Source organism: Streptomyces sp. NPDC093225 (assembly GCF_044753805.1).
Lineage (GTDB): Bacteria > Actinomycetota > Actinomycetes > Streptomycetales > Streptomycetaceae > Streptomyces.
Map to the genome: position 1 here is coordinate 72,155 of NZ_JBIVNX010000010.1, position 19,385 is coordinate 91,539.

The following is a 19,385-nucleotide window of genomic DNA, read 5'->3' on the forward strand; positions in this document are numbered from 1 at the left end:
GTGGTTTTGTGGTGGTGCCTATTGGGGGGCGTGGGCGTGCGGCCCGGGGGGGGCCCCGCGCGGGGGCCCCCCCCCCCCCCGGGCACGGCCACCCGAAGCGGGCTCCGGATGCCTCCGCCCCCGCAAACGCCGGGCGGACTGCAGGCGAGGCCCCCCGACCGGCCCACCTCAGCCGCGGCCGAGGACCAGCGTGCCCGAGGAGCAGAACCAGCCGCCGGTGCCCGAGGCGACGGCCAGCTCCGGCAGTCGCCCGCCCGCCTTGCGGACCTGGCCCGCGCCGGCCTCGCCGCGCAGCTGGCGGACGGCCTCCACGATCAGGAACAGCCCGCGCATGCCGGGGTGGCAGGCGGACAGCCCGCCGCCGTCGGTGTTCACCGGCAGCTCGCCGTCGCGCAGCAGCCGGCCCTTCTCCACGAACGCCCCGCCCTCGCCCTTCCCGCAGAACCCCAGGTCCTCCAGGGTCACCAGGGTCATGTACGTGAAGGCGTCGTAGATCTGGGCGAGGTCGACGTCGGCCGGCCGCACCCCCGCCCGCTCGAAGGCGAGCCGCCCCGACACGGCGGCGGGGGAGACGGTGAAGTCCTCCCACTCCGACATCGTGGTGTGGGACACCGAGGTGCCGGCGCCGAGGATCCAGACCGGCTCCTTGGCGGTGTCGGGGACGTAGTCCTCGGCGGCCAGCAGGACCGCGCAGCCGCCGTCCGAGCGGATGCAGCAGTGCAGCTTCGTGAACGGGTCCGCGATCATCTCGCCCGACAGGACGTCGTCCACGGTGATCGGGGTCCGGAACATCGCGTCGGGGTTGGTGGCGGCGTTCGCCCGCGCCTGGACGGCGACCGAGGCGAGCTGCTCCAGGGTGGTGCCGTACTCGTGCATGTGGCGGCGGGCGGCCATGGCGTACTTCGCGATCAGGGTGTGGCCGTACGGGACTTCGAACTGGAGGGGGCCGCGGGCGCCGAAGGAGAGGTTCGAGGTGCGGCGCCGGGCCTTGATGTCGGCGCGGGCCGTGGAGCCGTAGACCAGCAGGACGGCGTTGGCCGTGCCGGCGGCGATGGCCTCCGCCGCGTGCGCGGCCATCACCTCCCACGTCGAGCCGCCCACCGCGGTCGAGTCCACCCAGGTGGGCCGCAGGCCCAGGTACTCGGCCACCTCGACCGGGGCCAGGGTGCCCAGGCCGGCCGAGCCGAAGCCGTCGATGACCGAGCGGTCGAGGCCGGAGTCGGCGAGGGCGCGCCGGGCGGCCTGGGCGTGCAGGGCGTACGGGGTGGCCTCGTCGACCCGGCCGCAGTCGGAGAGCGCGACGCCGACGACCGCGACCCGGCGGCGGGGGCCGGACCGGGCCGGGGCGGGGGCGTGGAGGGTGGCTGCTGACATGAATCTGACGGTACGTCAGGTTCGGCGGGGGTGGAAGGGGGTGGCGGCCGGCCCGCGGCCGGGGCGTCTTCGGCCCGGCGCGGGCGGGCGTGCGGCGCGACGGTGGCCCGCGAGGCCGCCGCCCGCTCCGGCCGCTGCCGGCGGGGTGCTCCAGTTGGGTGTCGCGTGACGCTGTGCATTCCCGTCCGCCCGCCCTAATATGACGCGCCGTCAGATACGGGAGGAGCCCGCCGATGGACGCCGCCTTCACAGCCGAGCAGGACGAGATCCGTCGCACGCTGAGGGAACTGCTGGCCAAACGCAGCGGCCCGGACGAGGTCAAGGCCGCCGTACGCACCGCACCCGGATACGACCGCGCGCTCTGGCAGCTGCTCGCCAACCGGCTCGGGCTGCCCGGGCTCGCGCTGCCCGAGGAGTCCGGCGGGGTCGGCTGCGGCCTCACCGAGCTGGTCCTCGCCTGCGAGGAGACCGGGCGGACGCTGACCCCCTCGCCCCTGCTGGCCACGTCCCTGCTGGCCGCCCCCCTGATCGCGGCCCTCGGCACCCCCGAGCAGCGGGCCCGACTGCTGCCGGCCCTCGCCGCCGGGGAGCTCACCGCCGCCCTCGTGGTGCCGGGCACGGCCCTGTCCACCGCCCTCGACCTGACCGCCGACAGCGCCCCCGGCGCCTGGGCCGGCGGCGGTCGCGCCGGCGGCGTACAGGCCCGGCCGACGCCCGCGGTGCAGACCGGGGGCGGGGAGCCCGCCCGGCCCGGGGTGCGGGACGACGCCACGGTGCGGGGTGACGCCACGGTGCGGGACGGCGCCGGGGCCTGGCGGCTGTACGGCGAGGCGGCCCAGGTCCTGGACGGGCACAGCGCCGACCTCCTCGTCGTCGCCGCGCACACCGGCGGCTTCGCGCGCAGCCGCGCGCAGCTGTTCCTCGTACGGGCCGACGCCGCGGGCGTGGTCAGGGCCCGCCAGACCGCCCTCGACGAGACCCGCCCCCAGGGCCGGGTCCAACTGCGCGACGTCCCCGCCGAGCTGCTCGGGTCGGACGACGAGGCGGACGTGTGCGCCGCGCTCGCGGCGACGGGCCGGGGCGCGGCCGCGGCGCTGGCCGCCGAGGCCGCCGGGGCCGCCGGACAGGCCCTGGCCAGGACCGTGGAGTACGTCCGCACCCGCGAGCAGTTCGGCCGGCCCGTCGGCTCGTTCCAGGCCGTCAAGCACCGGCTGGCCGACGTCTACGTGCAGGTACAGGCGGCCCGCTCCGCGGCCTACTACGCGGCCTGGGACCCGGGGCAGGGCGGCCTCGCCCTCGCGCAGGCGCTGGAGGCGCTGCGCACGGCCGCGGCGGAGGCGGTGCAGCTGCACGGCGGCATCGGCTTCACCTGGGAGCACGACGCGCACCTGTACTTCAAGCGGGCCGCGGCCGACGAGCTGCTCTTCGGGCCCGTGCACCGGCTCCGCGCGCACGCCGCCGACCGGGCCGGGCTGTTCGCCCCCGCTCCCGGCTCCCCTCCCACCACGGTTCCCGCCGCGGTCCGCGCCGCGGTCCCCACGGCCGGCCCCGCCGGCTCCGGAGAAGAAAGGGTGGCCGTCTGATGCCTCCCGGTGTCCGCCTGATGCAGAAGGTCTCCTCGACCCGTACGTTCGCCAGGATCGCCCCGCACTTCATCCCGGCCATGGACCGCGCGGTCCACCGGCTCACCCGCGGCAAGGTCATCCTCAGCGCCAAGATGCTGCCCGGGGTGATCCTCACCGCCAAGGGAGCCAAGTCCGGCCTGCCGCGGGCGACGCCGCTGGCGTGCATGCCGGAGGAGGGTGCCGGCACCTGGATCCTGATCGGCTCCAACTTCGGCCGCCCCGGGCACCCCGCCTGGACCGCCAACCTGCTCAAGCACCCCGATGCGGAGGTGAGTTGGAAGGGGCAGGACATCCCGGTCCGGGCCCGGCTGCTGGCGGGGGAGGAGCGGGCCCGGGCGTGGCGGGCGGTGCTGGGCTTCTGGCCGCCGTACGCGACGTACCAGGCCCGCATCGAGCGGGAGATCCGCCTCTTCCGCCTGGAGCGGCGCTGAGGGCTCGGGCGCGCGGCGCGACGGTGGCCGCCCGTACGCCGACCGCGGCGGCGGTGCGGCCGCCGGTACGGACCGCGGCGGCGCTGTGGCCGCCCGTACGGACTGCGACCGAGCTGTGGCCGCCCGTACGCGCACCGCGGCGGCGGACCCCCGAGTGGCCCGCCGCCGCGCAGACAGGATGTGCCGGGGTCGCCGGCCGCGCGGGATCTCCCCCGAGACCCGCTGCGGCCGACCGGCGCCCGGTCGTCAGTGGGCGTCACCCGGCCTCACCGGGCGCCGCCCGTGGTCACCTGGTCGGCTTCTTGCCGGTGACGCCCAGGTGCACCAGCAGCGCCAGGTTCGGCTTGAGCTCCGCCTGCTTGACGCCCCAGGTCTGGAAGCCCTTCTGGTGCGAGGCGACCGCCGCGAGCATCGCGACGAGCGAGCCGGCCATGGCGGCGGCGCTGACGTCCTTGTCGAGCTTGTTCTTGGCCTGGAGCTCCTTCATCGACTCCGTGAGGGAGTTGGTGACGGAGTTCAGGATCTTCATGCGGATCTTGTAGAAGCGCTTGTCGCCCTCGGCCGCACCGAGGTCGACCACGCGCAGGATCGCGTCGTTCTTGCGCCAGAAGTCCAGGAATCCCTCGACAAGTTCCTCGGCCGCCTGCCAGCCGGACTTGCCGACCCAGGTGCGGCCCTCGACCAGGGAGGTCAACTGGGCGCCCTCGGTGGCCATTTCCTCGGCGATCTCCAGTACCGCGCCCTCGACGTCGGGGAAGTACTGGTAGAAGGTCGCCGGCGAGGTCCCGGCCTTGCGGGCGACGTCGATGACCTTGACGTCGCGATACGGCGAGGAGCTGAGCATCTCGCTGAGGCAGTCGAGCAGCTTCTGCCGCGTCGCCTGTCCACGCCGACCGGCCACGCGGCCGTCGACGGTGCGCACTTGTCCTGTCATGCCGTCAGCTTACCGAGGGGTGATCCGCGCGCGATTCGGCCGCCTGCAAATGGGGTTACCGGCTCCCGGCGGGGCCTTCGCGGCCCCGCTCCGGCCCCGTTCCGGCCCCGTTCCGGCCCCGTTCCGGCCCCGTTCCGGGCCCGCTTCCGGCTCCTCCGCCGCACCGGGGCGCCCGCTCGCACCCACCCCGCACCGACGCCGTTTCCGCCACGCTCCCGGTCGACCGCGCAGCGTGACCGGCGGCTCGGGCGGTGCGGCGGACCGGGCGGCCGGGCGTGCTCGGCGTGCGCGGGTGAGCCCGGCCCGCCGGGCGGGGCCGGGCTCACCCGAATAGTCTTATCAACAGGCTGTGGACAACTCTGGTGGACGAGCGGCCGCGGGCCCGGCCCGCCCGGCCGGCGGCGGCGGCCCCGCCCCGGCGGCCCCGGACCGCGTCCGGGGCGGCGGCCCGCTCTCGGTGCGTGACCGGCGCGAGCCCATTAGTTTGACAGCACGGGCAGGGGGGACACCCGCGCAAGGGAAGGACCGGTCCATGGCCGCATTCGCAGAGGGCACGCCCTGCTGGGTCGACGCCTCGCTCCCCGACGTCGAGGCGGGCAAGAGGTTCTACGGCGAGCTCTTCGAGTGGACCTTCGGCGACAGCGCGGGTCCCGAGTACGGCGGCTACACCCAGGCCTACTGCGAGGGCCGCAACGTCGCCGCCCTCGCCCCCAAGCCCGACGGCCGCATGCCCACCGTGTGGAACGTCTACCTCGCGGCCAAGGACGCGCGCGCCACCGCCGCCCGGATCCGTGCCGCGGGCGGCCAGGTGATCATGGATCCGATGCCCGTGGGCCCGTACGGCAGCGTGGCCCTGGCCGCCGACCCGGGCGGGGCCGTCTTCGGCCTCTGGGAGCCCGGTACGCACCACGGCTTCGAACGGCACGGCGAGTCGTTCTCGTACTGCTGGACCGAGCTCTACACCCGCGACCGGGACGCCGTGGACACCTTCTACGCCCAGGTCTTCGGATACGTGCCCCAGGACCGGGACGACGCGGGCATCGAGTACCGCACCTGGTCGCCGCCGGGTGCGAAACCGGGGCCCGACACGGCGATCGTCGGACGCAGTGTGATCACGGACGCGTTCCCCGAGGCGATGCCGGCGCATTTCCTGGCGTATTTCGCGGTGCCCGACTGCGACCGCTCGGTGGCGACCCTCCGCCGGCTCGGCGGCCGGGTCAGCGCCGATCCGTTCGACACCCCCTACGGGCGGGTGGCCGTCGTCGCCGACAACCAGGGCGCGGCGTTCGCCCTGCTCAGCGAGGCCGTCTGAGTCCTGGAGCGACGCCGGCGGGCGCCCCGGACCGCGCGTTCCCGGCCCCCGCCCGGCCCGTTCCGGGGCGTCCGGCACCGTCCGACGGGCGCCCGTACCGGCCGCGCGGGGCCCCCCTTACGCCGTCCGAGTCGTCCGGAACGCGGTGAGACACCCCGAGACGCCCCCGGGTTCGCCCATCCGGCCCCGGACCGACAGAATCGGGACCGGCAGAATCAAAGAGCAGGACGACCGACAGCGTCAGGACCGACGGAGTCGGGGTGCACGTCCCCGGGCCGGACCCCACGGGGCCCGGCCGGGGTGAGACGCTGCACGGGGCTGTTTGGAGCGGGTCCGGACGACGGCCCGTACGGGGAGGTGGCAGGCGAGTAATGGAGCAGCTGACGCAGCACGACCCGCGACGGATCGGTCCGTTCGAGGTGCTGGGCAGACTCGGCGCGGGCGGCATGGGTCTGGTGTACCTGGCGCGCTCGGCGTCCGGACGGCGCGTGGCGATCAAGACGGTGCGCACCGAGCTCGCCGAGGACCAGCTCTTCCGGGTGCGCTTCACGCGCGAGGTGGAGGCGGCGCGCGCGGTCAGCGGCTTCTACACCGCCGCGGTCGTGGACGCCGACCCGCGGGCCGCGGTGCCCTGGCTGGCCACGGCGTACGTGCCCGCGCCCTCCCTGGAGGAGATCGTCAACGAGTGCGGGCCGATGCCCGCGCAGGCGGTGCGCTGGTTGGCCGCCGGCATCGCCGAGGCCCTGCAGTCCATCCACGGGGCCGGGCTGGTCCACCGCGACCTGAAGCCGTCGAACGTGCTCGTCGTCGAGGACGGCCCGCGCGTGATCGACTTCGGCATCGCGAGCGGCGTCTCCAACACCCGTCTGACCATGACGAACGTCGCGGTCGGCACCCCCGCCTACATGTCGCCCGAGCAGGCGAAGGACTCGCGCAGCGTGAAGGGCGCGAGCGACGTCTTCTCGCTCGGCTCGACGCTGGTCTTCGCCGCCACCGGTCACCCGCCGTTCCACGGCGCGAACCCGGTCGAGACGGTGTTCATGCTGCTGCGCGAGGGCCCGAACCTGGAGGGGCTGCCCGAGGAGCTGCGGCCGCTCATCGAGTCCTGCATGCAGATGGACGCCACGCTCCGGCCCACCCCGGCCGACCTGCAGGCGCAGCTGGCCCCGCACCTCTTCGCGGCCGGCGACGACAGCGGCACGGCCTCGGCGTGGCTGCCGGCCCGGGCGGTGGAGCTGATCGAGCAGCGGCGCGCCGGGGCCTCCGGGCGTACGACCACCACGCCGGGCGCGGCCGGCCACGCGGGCCGGCCCGGTCCGGCCCAGAGCGCCCCGGAACCCCACCCCGGCCCCGCCGCGGGGCCGGCCACCCACCGCCGCGAGCGGCCGGAGCCGGCCTGGGCGAACGACCCGCGGACCGGCCAGGCGACGCCGCCGCGGCCGCCGCACCCGCCGGGCCCGGGCCGCGGCCCGGGGGCCGCACCGGTGCCGGCGGGGTCGTCCCTGCCCGCTTCCTCCGGGGAACCGGTCCGCCTGGGTGCCGTGCCCGTGCCGATCGGTCCCGGCCCGCGGGCCGGGCGGGCCGCCGCTGCCTCGGCCGTGGCCGAGCCGGGGCCGGCCACCGGCTGGATCCGCCCGCCGGCCGGCGTGGACGCGCCGCCGGCCCCCGCGACCTCCTCCGCGCCTTCGGCCCTGTCCATCGCCGCCGACGGCGCCGCGGCCGCGTCGTCCACCGTGCCGCGCCCCGGCCCCGCACCGGACAGCGGGCGCTGGCGGCCGTGGCGGTTCCGGATGTCCAACGAGGTCTGGGGCACGCCGAGCGTCGACGGGGACCTGCTGTACGTCACCTCCTTCGAGGTGCACGCCCTCGACGTGGCCAGCGGCCGCCGCCAGTTCAAGACCCGAGAGGTCGCCTGGGCGATGCAGGTGGCGGACGGCCGGATCCACGCCTCCGACGGCCCGTCCCTGTACGCGCTGGACGCCAAGGACGGCACCGAGCGGTGGCGGCTCCAGACGGACGCCTGGGTGTACGCCCTCAAGGCCGACCGGGGCACGGTCGTGACCGCCACCCGCGGCGGCGGCGTACAGGCCTGGGAGGCCGCGAACGGGCAGCAGCTGTGGGAGACCTCCGGCGCCCAGACCGACTTCGAGACGCCCGAGGCCGCGCCGGTCATCCACGACGGCACGGTGTACGTCTGGCAGAACGCGCGGCTGCGCGCGCTGGACGCCCGGACCGGCACCGAGCAGTGGTCGTACCCCGTCGGGGACGCGGCCTCCTGCGGGAACGTGCCGGTGCGCGTCACCCCGGCCCCGGACGGCTACGTGTACATCGCCGCCGGCACCCGGGTCATCGCGGCCGACACCGCCACCGGGCGGGTCCGCTGGCACTTCGAGGCGCCGGCCGTCTTCCTGGCGCCGCCGGCCTTCGCGCCAGGGCCGGCGGTCACCGGCGGCGGGGTGTACCTCGCCGACTACCTGGGCACGGTGTACGCGCTCGACGCGACGACGGGCAAGGACCGGTGGCGGATCGCGACCGAGCCGCGCCAGTCGGCCGAGCCGGTGATCGTGGCGGGCGGCAGCATCCACCTGGGCGCCGGCTCGGCGCTCTACACGCTGGACGCGGTCACGGGCACGCCGAAGTGGCGCTTCGCCGCGGGCGGCGAGATCACCGGCGCCCCGGCCGTGGCCGAGGGGCGGGTCCACTTCGGCTCCGCCGACCACTGCCTGTACACGCTGGACGCGGCCGGCGGGCAGCTCCGGTGGAAGCTCGCCACCGGCGGCGAGATCACCGGCTCGCCGGTCGCCAAGGCGGGCGTGGTCTACGCGTGCAGCAAGGACCGCTGTGTGTACGCGCTGGACGCGGCGAAGGGGACGGGGACGCGTACGGCGTCGTGATCGCCTCAGGCGCCGGCGGGGCTGGAATCCGCCCCCGCCGGCGATCGAGGCGCGGGGGTCCGGGGGCGGAGCCCCCGGTTTCTGGAAGGGGCGGGGTGCGGCGGGCTCGCTTCGTGGGCCGCCCCGTGGTGCGCGGGTCCCCACGCCTCAAGAGGCTGCCCCGCACACCACGGGGCGGCCGCTCCCGTGGCTGTGGGGCGGGGTGTCCCGGAGGGCCGCTCGGCCACCTAGGGCTTGTTCAGCGGGGGGCCCAGCGGGGGGCCGTGGTCCGGGCCGTCGGGGCGGGGTTCGGTCTCGTGCAGCGGGGCGCCGAGTGCCGGGCCGTGTTCGTCGTCGTGGGCGGTCGTGGGGCCGGGGGTCCCGCCATGCGACGGAGGCCCGAGCGGGGGGCCGTGGTCCGCGGCGTCGGGACCGGGTTCGGTCTCGTGCAGCGGGGAGCCCAGCGCCGGGCCGTGGTCGAGCCCGGCGTCCGGCGCGCGGTGCCGTCCGTGCCCCTCGGGGTCGTAGGCGCGCGGGATGCGGGCGGGCGCGGTGTCGCGGCCCGGCGGGGCGCCGCGGGCGGGGCGGCCGGCCTCGTAGCCGCCGACCCGGGGCCGGGGCCGCCGACCGCTCATGACGGCCGCGCCGATCAGCAGGAAGAGGCCGCCGCCGAGCGCGTTCGCCACGCCCGGGCCGAGGCCCTGCCCGCCGTTCCCCACGGCCAGTTCGCCCGCTGCCTGGCCCTGCCGGACCATCCACAGGACGGTGAAGCCGAGCACCACGACGCCCGCGACGGCCATCAGGATCCGGGACCGCAGGACGACCGCGACCAGCGTCAGCACGGCCGCGCAGGCGAAGGGCAGGAACAGGGACCACATCAGGGTGGCGTGGGCGTCGCTGATCCCGTCGGCGGAGAAGAGCTCCCCGAGGCGGTAGTCGCGTCCGAGACGGCCGTCGTACCAGGCACGGAAGGGGCTGAGAACGGCGGCCGTCGCTCCCACGAGCCCCACCACGGAACCGAGGACGTTGCGGACCATCTCGGCCTCCTGAGTCGGGCTCTCGTTCCCGACGCTACGCCCGCCGGGGACACGGCGCACTCCCACCCCGACGGGGTCCGGGACCGCCTGTCCGCGGGTACCCGGGAGGCCCTCCGGCATGCGCGGTGGCGGGGCCCCGGACCCGTTCCCGCACGTCCTGGTAGCGTGCCCCGGGTTCGCCCAGGGGAGGGAATCCGGCCATGCTGCGCCGCCGCGTCAGGTTCGCGTCCGTGATCACCGTCGTCGTACTCGGTCTGACCGGGTTCTCCGGCCACGGCCACGGCTCGGGCGGCGGCTCCGTCCACAAGGACGGCGGGTCCGGCGGCGGTTGCTCCAGTTCGAAGAAGCACAACGGGACGCACTCCGACACCGACTACGACGGCACCAGCGGCAGCAGCAGCGGCCAGGGCGGCAGCACCCCCGCCCCCTCCTCCGCCGAGCCGGGCTACGCCTACGTCCTGACCTGCGCCGGCTCCCGGGGCACGACCCGGACCCCGGGCGGGAAGAAGGCCGGACCGGCCACCGCCTCCACCGTCCAGGTCCACTCGCGGCTCTCCACGACGCGGACCTTCGAGGTCACCGTCGCCTTCCGGGGCGACACGGGCACCGCGGCCGACGTCGAGATCGACCGCAACACCGTCGCCCTCACCCTCGACGCCCTCGACAGCCGGCCGCTCACCGTGCCGATGACGAAGCCCGCACTGGCCGGGGACGTCACGAGCTGCGTGGTCCTGTCCGTCACGCCGGTCAGCGGAGCCGGAACCCCGGACCCGGGCTCCCCGAGCCCGTCGCCCGCCGCGAGCTGAACAGCTCGGCCTGCCGCTCCGGTGCCAGGTTGCCCAGCGTGATCAGGTGCGGGGCCTGCGCCAGGGCCGCGGCCCTGGCCGCCTCCTTGGCGGACCACAGCGCCCGTACGGTGCCCTGCACGGCCGTCGCCGGATACCCGGCCAGGGTCTGCGCGCACCGCACGGCGGCCGCCAGCTCCGCGCCCGGCTCGGTGAGCTCGGAGACCAGCCCGATCTCGTACGCGCGGCGGGCCGAGAGCCGTTCCGCCGTGCCCATCAGGGACATCCGGGCGACCTCGCCGAACGGCATCCGCTGGGCCATGTAGACCGCCTCGTAGGCGCTGACCATGCCGTAGGTCGTGTGCGGGTCGAAGAAGCTCGCGGTGGTCGAGGCCACGACGAACTCCGTCTCGCCCAGCAGGTAGAAGGCCCCGCCGCAGGCCATGCCGTTCACGGCGGCGATCACCGGGGTCCACAGTCCGGCGGCCTTCGGGCCGATGCCGATCATCGGGTCCTCGATGCCGTACGGGGTCGGCGGCTGGTCCACCTTCACCGAGCGGTCGATGCCGGTGCAGAAGGCGGCGTCGCCCGCGCCCGTCACGACCACCGCCCGGACGGTGTCGTCGAAGCGGAACGCCCGCCAGGTGGCGGCCAGCTCGGCGGCCATGGCGAGGTCCACGGCGTTGTGCCGGGCGGGCCGGTCGAGGGTGACCACCGCGACACCGGTGGCCCCGTCCCGCTCGACCCGGATCCCGCCGGAGCCCGGGCCGGCGCCACCCGGGCCGGCGCCACCCGGGTCGGTGCCACCCGAGCCGGAGTCCGAGCCCGAGCCGGAGCCGGCGCTCACGCCCGCTCCAGCAGCCAGCGCGGCACGCTCACGCCCCCGACCTCGGTGAACGCCACCTGCACCCGCGCCCCGATGCGCAGCCGCGCCGGGTCCACGGAGTCCAGCGGGGCGTCCGGCGCGGCCACCAGGTTCCCGGCCAGCCGGATCTGCGGGGCCTCGGCGAGCTCCACCAGGACGACGTTGTACGGGGCCTGGGCGGCGTACGCGGGCAGCAGCGGGGGGTGTGGCAGTACGTACGACCAGATCCGCCCGCGTCCGCTCATCAGCCGCCACTCGCTCGCGAACGACTGGCAGTGCGGGCAGCACGGGCGCGGCGGGAAGCGCAGCCGCCCGCAGTCGGCGCAGGCCTGGACGCGCAGTTCGCCGCGGGCCGCGTACTCCCAGAACGGGGCCCCGTCCTCGTCGGGCACCGGCAGCAGCAGGCCGTCCGCCGTCATCGTGTCGGTCATTCGCTCCGGCTCCTCGCTCACGTCGTCGGATCGGTGGTGCGCCGCCGCGGTCACGCGCGCAGCAGGATCGCGGACGTCGGCACGCCCTCGCCCGCCGTGACCAGGCAGGTGGTGGCGTCCGCCACCTGGGCGGTGGAGGTGCCGCGCAGCTGCTTGACGCCCTCGTTGATCAGGTTGAAGCCGTGGACGTACGCCTCGGACAGGCCGCCGCCCCCGGTGTTGAGGGGCAGCCGGCCGCCGATCTCCAGCGCGCCGCCCTCGGTGAAGGCCGCGCCCTCGCCGCGCCCGCAGAAGCCGTAGCCCTCCAGGGAGAGCGGGATGAGCGGGGTGAAGGCGTCGTAGATCTGGGCCACGTCCACGTCCTGCGGGCCGAAGTCGGCCTGCTTCCACAGGTGGCGGGCGGCCGTCCAGGCGGGGCCGGACAGCGGGTCGTCGTTCCAGTAGTTGACCATGCCGTGGTGCTGGGCGGGCAGGCCCTGGGCGGCGGAGTGCACGTACACCGGCCGCTGCCGGCAGTCGCGGGCCCGCTCGGCGGAGACGATGACGCAGGCCAGCGCCCCGTCCGTCTCCAGGCAGTTGTCGAAGAGGCAGAGCGGCTCGCTGATCCAGCGGGCGGTCATGTACATCTCGCGGGTCAGCGGGCGCTCGTACATCATCGCGGCGGGGTTCTGGTTGGCGCGGTTGCGGCAGGCCAGGGCCACGTTGAAGAGGTGGTCGCGGGTGGCGCCGTACTCGTGCATGTAGCGGCGCGCGAGCATGCCGATCTCGTCGGCCGGCCGCAGCAGGCCGAAGGGCCGGGTCCACTGGCCGGGGGTGGGCAGCTGCACGGCCGTGTTCTTCCACGGGCGGGGGCCCGAGCCGCGCTTGCGGGAGCGCCAGGCGACGCCGACCGTGGCCTGGCCGGTGGCGACCGCGGCGGCGAGGTGGCCGACCGTCGCGCACGAACCGCCGCCCCCGTAGCCGATCTTGGAGAAGAAGGTGACGTCGCCGGCGCCGATCGCCTTGGCGACCTCGACCTCGTCGGTCTCCTCCATCGTGTACGAGGCGAACGCGTCGACCTCGGCGGGCGCGATGCCGGCGTCGTCGAGCGCGGCCAGGATCGCCCGGCAGGCCAACTCCTTCTCGGTCTGCGGGAGCCGCTTGGCGAAGGCGGTCTGCCCGATCCCGACTATCGCCGTGGCGTCCTTCAGGGTTGCCGCCATCGCCACCTCCGTGGGAGTGCGCCGGTGCGCCGCATCAGTACTGACAGCGGGGAAGGCTACAGCTAATCTGACGGATAGTCAGCTACCGGGAGCGGGGCGGGTGGGGAGGCCTTGATGAACGACAGCCACTACGGTGACGAGGACCCGGGCACGGACGACGTCGACCCGCGGACGGACGACGTCGACCCGCGCGGCGACCTGCGCTGGGGCAGCATCCCGCGCCTGGTGCGCGAGGCCGCCGCCCGGTACGCCGACCGCGAGGCCGTGGTCGACGGCCGGACCCGCGTCACGTACGCCGAACTCGGCGAGCGCGTCGAACGCGCCGCGGCCGCCTGCCTCGCGGCCGGCACCGAGCCCGGCGACCGGGTCGCCGTCTGGGCCCCCAACTCCCTCGACTGGATCGTCGCCGCCCTCGGCGCGGTCTCCGCGGGCGCCGTGCTGGTCCCGCTCAACACCCGCTTCAAGGGCGCCGAGGCCGCGTACGTCCTCGGGAGCAGCCGCGCCCGCCTGCTCTTCGTCACCGGCACCTTCCTCGGCACCTCGTACGTCGCCTCGCTGCGCCGCGCCGCCGCCGACGGGCCCGGCACCGGCCCGCTGCCGGGCCTGCCGCACCTCGAGGAGGCCGTGGTGCTCGCCGAGGACGCGCCCGTGGGCTTCCGCACGTGGAAGGACTTCCTCGCCGGCGGGGACGCGGTGGCCGCCGACGCCGTCCGCGGCCGGGCGGAAGCGGTGCCCGCCGACGCCCCCTCGGACATCGTCTTCACCTCCGGCACCACCGGGCGCCCCAAGGGCGCGGTGATCACCCACGCCCAGTCGCTGCGCTGCTACCAGGTCTGGAGCGCACTCGCGGGGCTGCGGGAGGGCGACCGCTACCTGATCGTGAACCCGTTCTTCCACACCTTCGGCTACAAGGCGGGCATCATCGCGTGCCTGATGCGCGGGGCGACGATGGTCCCGCAGCCGGTCTTCGACGTCGACACCGTGCTCGCCAACATCGCCGCCGAGCGGATCTCCGTCCTGCCCGGACCGCCCACCCTGCACCAGTCGATCCTCGACCACCCCGCCCGCGACCACCACGACCTGTCCGCCCTGCGGCTGGTGGTCACCGGAGCGGCCGTGGTCCCGCTGCGGCTCGTCGAGCGGCTGCGCGGCGAGCTGCGCATCCGGACCGTGCTCACCGCGTACGGGCTGTCCGAGGCCAGCGGCATCGTGACCATGTGCCGGCGGGGCGACCCGGCGGAGACCGTCGCCGAGACCTCGGGGCGGGCGATCCCGGGGACCGAGGTGCGCGTGGTGGCGGGGGAGGACCCGGGCCGGGCGCTGCCGCCGGGGGAGCCGGGGGAGGTGTGGGTGCGCGGGCACAACGTGATGTCCGGGTACTTCGAGGACCCGGAGGAGACCGCCGCTGCCGTCACGCCGGACGGCTGGCTGCGCACCGGCGACGTCGGGGTGCTGGACGCCCGCGGCAACCTGCGCATCACCGACCGGATCAAGGACATGTTCATCGTGGGCGGGTTCAACGCCTACCCGGCGGAGATCGAGCAGCTGCTGGGCCTGCACCCGGACGTCGCGGACGTGGCGGTGGTGGGCGTGCCCGACCCGCGGCTGGGCGAGGTGGGCAAGGCCTACGCGGTCCGGCGCCCCGGCTCGACCCTGACCGCGGACGACCTCATCGCCTGGTCCCGGCGCGAGATGGCGAACTACAAGGTCCCGCGCGCCGTCGAGTTCGTCGCCGAGCTCCCCCGCAACGCGAGCGGCAAGGTCCTCAAGCGCGAGCTCCGCTCCCGCGCGGGCGGCCGGGGGTAGCCGGGGCGTCCTTGCGGGCCACGACCAGGCGGGCGCGGGGGCTGCCGTCCGGGCGGCGGCCGAAGTGCTCCAGGGGGAGCAGTCCGACGCGGAACCCGGCCCGGGCCAGGTCCGTCCGTACGCCGCCCAGCGGGAAGGTCCGGTAGTACATGACGAACGGGGGCCGCCACAGCGCGTTGCGCACCCGCATCCCCGCGTCGAAGCCGAGCGCCGCCCAGTAGAGCGGCGAGGACGGGCGCGGTGGTGCCCCGACGGGGAAGGCGAAGACCCCGCCGGGCCGCAGCGCGCGGTGCACCCCGGCGAACAGGGCGGGGCGCTCGGCGGGCAGGAAGTGGCCGAAGGCGCCGAAGGAGACGGCCAGGTCGTAGGCGGCGTCGAAGGGCAGCGCGCGGGCGTCGGCCCGGACGAGGTCCACGGCCGGGGTACGGGCCCCCGCGTGCGCCCGCCGGGCCCCGGCCAGCATCCCGGTGCTGACGTCGGTGCCGGTCACCCGCTCGCGGCACAGCTGCCGCAGGACGCCGAGGCCCGCGCCGGTGCCGCAGCAGACGTCGAGCCCGGCGTCGAACGGCCCGAGCGGCGCGAGCGCCTCGGCGGTGGCGTCGAGCACCCGGTCCGGGGTGCGGAAGGGGGTGTGGTCGAACGTGGGGGCGAGCAGGTCGTAGCCGCGCTCGACGGAGGAGAGCGCCTGGACGGCGAGCTCGCGGAAGGTGGGTCCCTCGGCGGTGAACACCCCTTGAGCGTACGCAGAAACGCGACGGTCGCGGTGGTCCCCCCTCCGGGCCACCGCGACCGTCCCCCCGTTGCCGTGCACCGCGGGGCTTCCCCCGAATCCCCGCGGCCGTTCCCCCGTGGTCGTGCGCCGCGGGTTTCCCCCGAATCCCCGCGGCCGTTCCCCCGTGGTCGTGCGCCGCGGGTTTCCCCCGAATCCCCGCGGCCGTTCCCCCGTTGCCGTGCACCGCGGGTTTTCCCCCGAACGCCCGCGGCCGTTCCCCCGTGCTTCCCCCGTGGTCGTGCACCGCGGGTTTTCCCCCGATCCCCCGCGGCCGTTCCCCCGTGCCCCCGTGGTTCCCCCGTGTCCCCGCGCGGGCCGTCGGAGCGTGCCGCCGGTTACTTCGGCAGCGGGTTGGACGCGTGGCTGTCCATCGTGGCCAGGGGCTCGTCGGACGCGTGGCTGTCCTGGAGCTTCAGCGGCTCGCCGGACGCGTGGCTGTCCTGGAGCTTGAGGGGCTCGCTGGACGCGTGGCTGTCCATGGTGGTCAGCGGCTCGGCACCAGCGTGGCTGTCCAGCGGCTTGGCCGGCTCGTTGGGCTTGGTGGCGTCGGTCATGGCGAACACTCCTGTCACGTCTGTCGTCTGTCGACGGTCCGTCCGGCGACTCCCCCGAGGGCCGCCGGACGGTGTGTCTGGGGCCCGCACCCTAACGGGTGACCCCAGCTGCCGGGCCGCCTGCCCCCCGATGCGGCGGATCGACACCATCAGAGTGCCGAACGGCGATAAACGAACGATGAACGGTTCGTCCGGGCCGTGCATCAGTGCAGGTGGGCCCGCGGACCGGGCGGGCGGTGCGGGTTCAGACGGGGGTCGACATGGCCAGGAGCAGCCGTACCTCGGCCGCTTCCGCCGAGCCCAACTCCTCGTAGATCGCGAGCGCTTCCTGCCAGCACGCCCGGGCCCGGTCCGGCTGCCCGAGCTCCACGAGCGCCCGGCCCAGGACCTGGAGCACCGTGCCCCGGCGCCAGATCCCGCCGATGCCGCGCAGCGCGATGGCCTGTTCGGCGTGGGCCGCGGCGCGCGCGGCCTCACCGCCGGCCAGGTGGACCTCGGCGATGCGGAAGTGCGTCACGCCCTCCCACAGCCGGTGGCGGTTGTTGTGGAAGATGTCCAGGGCCTGCGTGAACTCGGTCAGCGCCTGGGTGAGCAGGCCGCCCTGGGCGAGGGCGAGCCCCAGTGCGTAGCGCCCGTTCGCCAGCCGCAGTTCCAGGCCGAGCCGGTCGTAGATCTCGATGCCCTGGCGGGCCAGTTCGACGGCGCTCGCGGTGCGGTCCAGGGCCAGGTGGATGCGCGACAGGTTGCACAGCGCGCTCGCCTCGCCGGGGCGGTTCCCGTCCTCCCGGAAGGCGTCGATCGCCTGCCGGAGGTAGCGCTCGCCGTCGGCGTGGTCCTTGCGGTAGATCGCGATGATCCCGCGCTCGTTGGGCGCGTTCGCGCTGGTCCACGGGTCCTGGGCGGCCCGTCCCAGCTCCATGGCCACCCGGGCCTCGGCGTCGGCGTCGTCGAAGCGGCCGGCCGTCAGGTGCGTCTGGGTGAGCGTCGTGCGGGCGCGCCCCTCCGCGCGGGCGTTGCCCAGCCGGCGCGCCGCGTCCCGGGCGGCGCCGGCGGCCCGCTCGTACGCGCGGGAGCTGGCACCGGACTCGGCGAGGTCCTTGGCCGCGAGGAGCAGGTCGACCGCCCGGTCGATCTGCTCCTCGCCGAGGGACTGCCGGGCGCACGCCAGCAGGCAGTCGGCCTCGCGGTGCAGCCAGTCCAGAGCGGTGGCGCTGTCGGGGAACGCGACGCCCGCGTGCCGGGTCGCGGCGAGGTGGTCGACGGTGCGGTCGCCCGGCCGCTCCAGGGCGTAGACGCCCGACGCGGTGGCGAGGTAGAAGTCCAGGAGGCGGGACATGGCCGCCCCGCGCTCGCTCGGCGGCTGCTCGTCCCGCTCCGCGCAGGCACGCGCGTAGAGGCGTACGAGGTCGTGGAAGCGGTAGCGTCCGGGGGCGGCCGACTCCAGCAGGGAGCAGTCGACGAGGGCCTCCAGCAGGTCCTCGGCGTCGTGCTCGGCCAGGTCCAGGACGGCGGCCGCGGCGGCCAGCGAGATGTCGGGCCCGTCCGCCAGCCCGAGCAGCCGGAACGCGCGGGCCTGGGCCGGCTCCAGCTGCCCGTAGCCGAGCTCGAAGGTCGCCTTGACGGCCAGGTCGCCGGCCTGTAGCTCGTCCAACCGGCGCCGCTCGTCGGCGAGCTTGGCCGCCAGGACGGACACCGTCCAGGTGCGACGGGCGGCCAGCCGGGAGGCGGCGATCCGGATGGCCAGCGGCAGGAAGCCGCAGGCCCCGACCACGTCGAGGGCGGCCTGCCGCTCCGCGGCCACCCGCTCCTCGCCCACGATCCGGGTGAAGAGCTGGAGCGCCTCCTCCGGGCTCATCACGTCGAGGTCGACCAGGTGCGCCCCGGCCAGCCCGGCCATCCGCACCCGGCTGGTGACCAGGGCCGCACAGCCCGCGGTGCCGGGCAGCAGCGGCCGTACCTGGGCGGCGTCCTTGGCGTTGTCGAGCAGGACGAGGACCCGCCGCCCGTCGAGCGTGGAGCGGTAGAGCGCGGCCCGCTCCCCGGGGGTGTCGGGGATCGCCGAGTCGGCGGTGCCGAGGGCGCGCAGGAAGGCCCCGAGGACCGCCTCGGGCTCGGCGGCCCGCGCGTCGGTGCCCTGGAGGTCGACGTACAGCTGGCCGTCGGGGAAGTGCGGGCGGGCGGCGTGCGCCACGTGCACGGCGAGGGTGGTCTTGCCGACCCCGCCGATGCCGGCGAGGGCGGAGACCGCCATGACGGTGCCGTCCGTGCTCGCGGCCGCGAGGATCTCGGACAGCTCGGAGACGAACGCGGCCCGTCCGGTGAAGTCCGGGACGGTGGCGGGCAGCTGGGCCGGGCGCACGGTGACGGGCGCGGCGGCCGGGGCGGGCTCGGCGGCGCGGGCGAGCTCGGCGTCGGCGCGCAGGATGCGCTGCTGGAGCTCCGCCAGTTCCGGGCGCGGGTCGACGCCGAGCTCCTCCGACAGCAGGCGGCGGGTGTCGGCGTACACGGCGAGCGCCTCGGCCTGCCGGCCGGAGCGGTACAGGGCGAGCATGAGCAGCTCGCGCAGCCGCTCGCGCAGCGGGTGCGCGGCGGTCAGGGCGGTGAGCTCGGAGACGGCCTCGGCGTGGCTGCCGACCTCGAGGTCGAGGTCGAGGCGGGTCTCCAGGAGGGAGAGCCGCCACTCGGCGAGGCGGGTGCGCTCGGTCTCGGCGTACGGGCCGGGCACGCCGGCCAGCGGTTCGCCGTCCCACAGGTCCAGGGCGTGGTTGAGGAACGTCCGGGCCCGCGTGCGGTCGCCCGCCGTGCGGGCCTTGTCGGCGTCGGCGGCGAAGCCGCGCGCGAGGCCGACGTCCAGGGCGGCGGACGGGGTGCGGATGGCGTAGCCGCCGGACTCGCTGACGAGGGTGCCGGGGGCGAGGACCTTGCGCAGCCGGGAGGCGTACGTGCGGACCGCCGCCAGCGCCTGGGAGGGCGGGTCCTCGCCCCAGATGGCGTCGATCAGCTCGGGTGCGGTGGCGGTCCGGCCCTCGCGCAGCAGCAGCGCCGCGAGCAGGGCGCGCTGCTGCGGCGAGCCGGAGGCCAGCGGCTCGCCGCCGCGCCAGGCCCGGACGGGTCCGAGGACGGCGAAGCGGGCGGCGTCGGGGGGCCCGGGGGCCGGGGTGGCGGGAGTGGCGCCGGCGGGTGTCGCGGGGTGCTTCCGCTGCTGCGGAACGGGCGGAGTGCCGTCCATTTGATCCCCCTTGCCTTCCGGAGCGGCGAAGTTCGCATTGGTCAGTCTGCCTTGTTCCGGGCGGGTGCGTCAGCCCGGGAGTGGTGCGCCGCACACCGCTGAACGGACACCGGATCGGGGGTCGGCGGTTCCCGTGACCCGGTCGTGCCGTTCCC

Annotated in this window: 15 protein-coding genes; 6 read left to right on the forward strand and 9 right to left on the reverse strand. The window is 75.8% G+C overall.

Annotated elements, in window-relative coordinates:
• Positions 1-168: 168 nt before the first annotated feature.
• Positions 169-1,374, reverse strand: coding sequence for a thiolase C-terminal domain-containing protein (locus ACIQCH_RS12050; RefSeq protein WP_402580538.1), 1,206 nt, complete (start codon positions 1,372-1,374; stop codon positions 169-171).
• Between the two features lie 233 nt (positions 1,375-1,607).
• Here ACIQCH_RS12050 and ACIQCH_RS12055 point away from each other — a divergent pair, with 233 nt between their 5' ends.
• Both ACIQCH_RS12055 and ACIQCH_RS12060 read left to right on the forward strand, forming a co-directional pair.
• Entirely contained in the window at positions 1,608-2,957 is a 1,350-nt protein-coding gene (locus tag ACIQCH_RS12055) for an acyl-CoA dehydrogenase family protein (protein ID WP_402580539.1), read from the forward strand.
• Positions 2,957-3,430, forward strand: a complete 474-nt coding sequence (locus ACIQCH_RS12060) for a nitroreductase family deazaflavin-dependent oxidoreductase (protein WP_402580540.1) — start codon at positions 2,957-2,959, stop codon at positions 3,428-3,430. Before ACIQCH_RS12055 ends, ACIQCH_RS12060 begins: the two co-directional genes overlap by 1 nt.
• A gap of 286 nt (positions 3,431-3,716) precedes the next feature.
• Here ACIQCH_RS12060 and ACIQCH_RS12065 read toward each other — a convergent pair whose 3' ends face one another.
• Complete coding sequence (locus ACIQCH_RS12065) at positions 3,717-4,364, reverse strand: TetR family transcriptional regulator (RefSeq protein WP_030207357.1); 648 nt, start codon at positions 4,362-4,364, stop codon at positions 3,717-3,719.
• 532 nt (positions 4,365-4,896) lie between these two features.
• Here ACIQCH_RS12065 and ACIQCH_RS12070 point away from each other — a divergent pair.
• Entirely contained in the window at positions 4,897-5,676 is a 780-nt protein-coding gene (locus tag ACIQCH_RS12070; RefSeq protein ID WP_402580541.1) for a VOC family protein, read from the forward strand.
• Positions 5,677-6,047: 371 nt separating this feature from the next.
• On the forward strand, positions 6,048-8,570 hold the full coding sequence (locus ACIQCH_RS12075) for a PQQ-binding-like beta-propeller repeat protein (RefSeq protein WP_402580542.1): 2,523 nt from the start codon (positions 6,048-6,050) through the stop codon (positions 8,568-8,570).
• Positions 8,571-8,797: 227 nt separating this feature from the next.
• Here ACIQCH_RS12075 and ACIQCH_RS12080 read toward each other — a convergent pair whose 3' ends face one another.
• Complete coding sequence (locus tag ACIQCH_RS12080) at positions 8,798-9,586, reverse strand: hypothetical protein (protein ID WP_402580543.1); 789 nt, start codon at positions 9,584-9,586, stop codon at positions 8,798-8,800.
• Between the two features lie 200 nt (positions 9,587-9,786).
• Between ACIQCH_RS12080 and ACIQCH_RS12085 the strand changes: the two genes are divergently transcribed.
• Positions 9,787-10,392 carry a hypothetical protein gene (locus ACIQCH_RS12085; RefSeq protein ID WP_402580544.1) on the forward strand — a complete coding sequence of 202 codons (606 nt, stop codon included), beginning with the start codon at positions 9,787-9,789 and terminating at the stop codon, positions 10,390-10,392.
• Here ACIQCH_RS12085 and ACIQCH_RS12090 read toward each other — a convergent pair.
• From ACIQCH_RS12090 to ACIQCH_RS12100, 3 genes are all read right to left on the reverse strand, one after another.
• Entirely contained in the window at positions 10,334-11,122 is a 789-nt protein-coding gene (locus ACIQCH_RS12090) for an enoyl-CoA hydratase/isomerase family protein (protein ID WP_402580642.1), read from the reverse strand. The two genes, ACIQCH_RS12085 and ACIQCH_RS12090, sit on opposite strands and share 59 nt — an antisense overlap.
• A 92-nt stretch (positions 11,123-11,214) precedes the next feature.
• Positions 11,215-11,667 (reverse strand): Zn-ribbon domain-containing OB-fold protein, encoded by a 453-nt coding sequence (locus ACIQCH_RS12095; protein ID WP_402580545.1) that lies wholly within the window; start codon positions 11,665-11,667, stop codon positions 11,215-11,217.
• Positions 11,668-11,717: 50 nt separating this feature from the next.
• The gene (locus ACIQCH_RS12100; RefSeq protein WP_402580546.1) at positions 11,718-12,869 is read right to left on the reverse strand and encodes a lipid-transfer protein; all 1,152 of its coding nucleotides are present in this window, start codon (positions 12,867-12,869) and stop codon (positions 11,718-11,720) included.
• A gap of 114 nt (positions 12,870-12,983) precedes the next feature.
• On the opposite strand from ACIQCH_RS12100, the gene ACIQCH_RS12105 reads away from it, so the two are divergent.
• A complete protein-coding gene (locus ACIQCH_RS12105) occupies positions 12,984-14,675 on the forward strand; it encodes a FadD3 family acyl-CoA ligase (RefSeq protein ID WP_402580547.1) in 1,692 nt (563 codons plus the stop codon).
• Here the strand turns inward: ACIQCH_RS12105 and ACIQCH_RS12110 are convergent.
• The 3 genes from ACIQCH_RS12110 to ACIQCH_RS12120 all read right to left on the reverse strand — a co-directional run bounded on the left by ACIQCH_RS12110 (position 14,635) and on the right by ACIQCH_RS12120 (position 19,230).
• Positions 14,635-15,405: a class I SAM-dependent methyltransferase gene (locus ACIQCH_RS12110; protein WP_402580548.1), complete on the reverse strand. Its 771-nt coding sequence runs from the start codon at positions 15,403-15,405 to the stop codon at positions 14,635-14,637. The two genes, ACIQCH_RS12105 and ACIQCH_RS12110, sit on opposite strands and share 41 nt — an antisense overlap.
• Positions 15,406-15,782: 377 nt before the next feature.
• Positions 15,783-16,001 carry a hypothetical protein gene (locus ACIQCH_RS12115; protein ID WP_402580549.1) on the reverse strand — a complete coding sequence of 73 codons (219 nt, stop codon included), beginning with the start codon at positions 15,999-16,001 and terminating at the stop codon, positions 15,783-15,785.
• Between the two features lie 244 nt (positions 16,002-16,245).
• On the reverse strand, positions 16,246-19,230 hold the full coding sequence (locus tag ACIQCH_RS12120; protein ID WP_402580550.1) for an AfsR/SARP family transcriptional regulator: 2,985 nt from the start codon (positions 19,228-19,230) through the stop codon (positions 16,246-16,248).
• Positions 19,231-19,385: the final 155 nt, after the last annotated feature.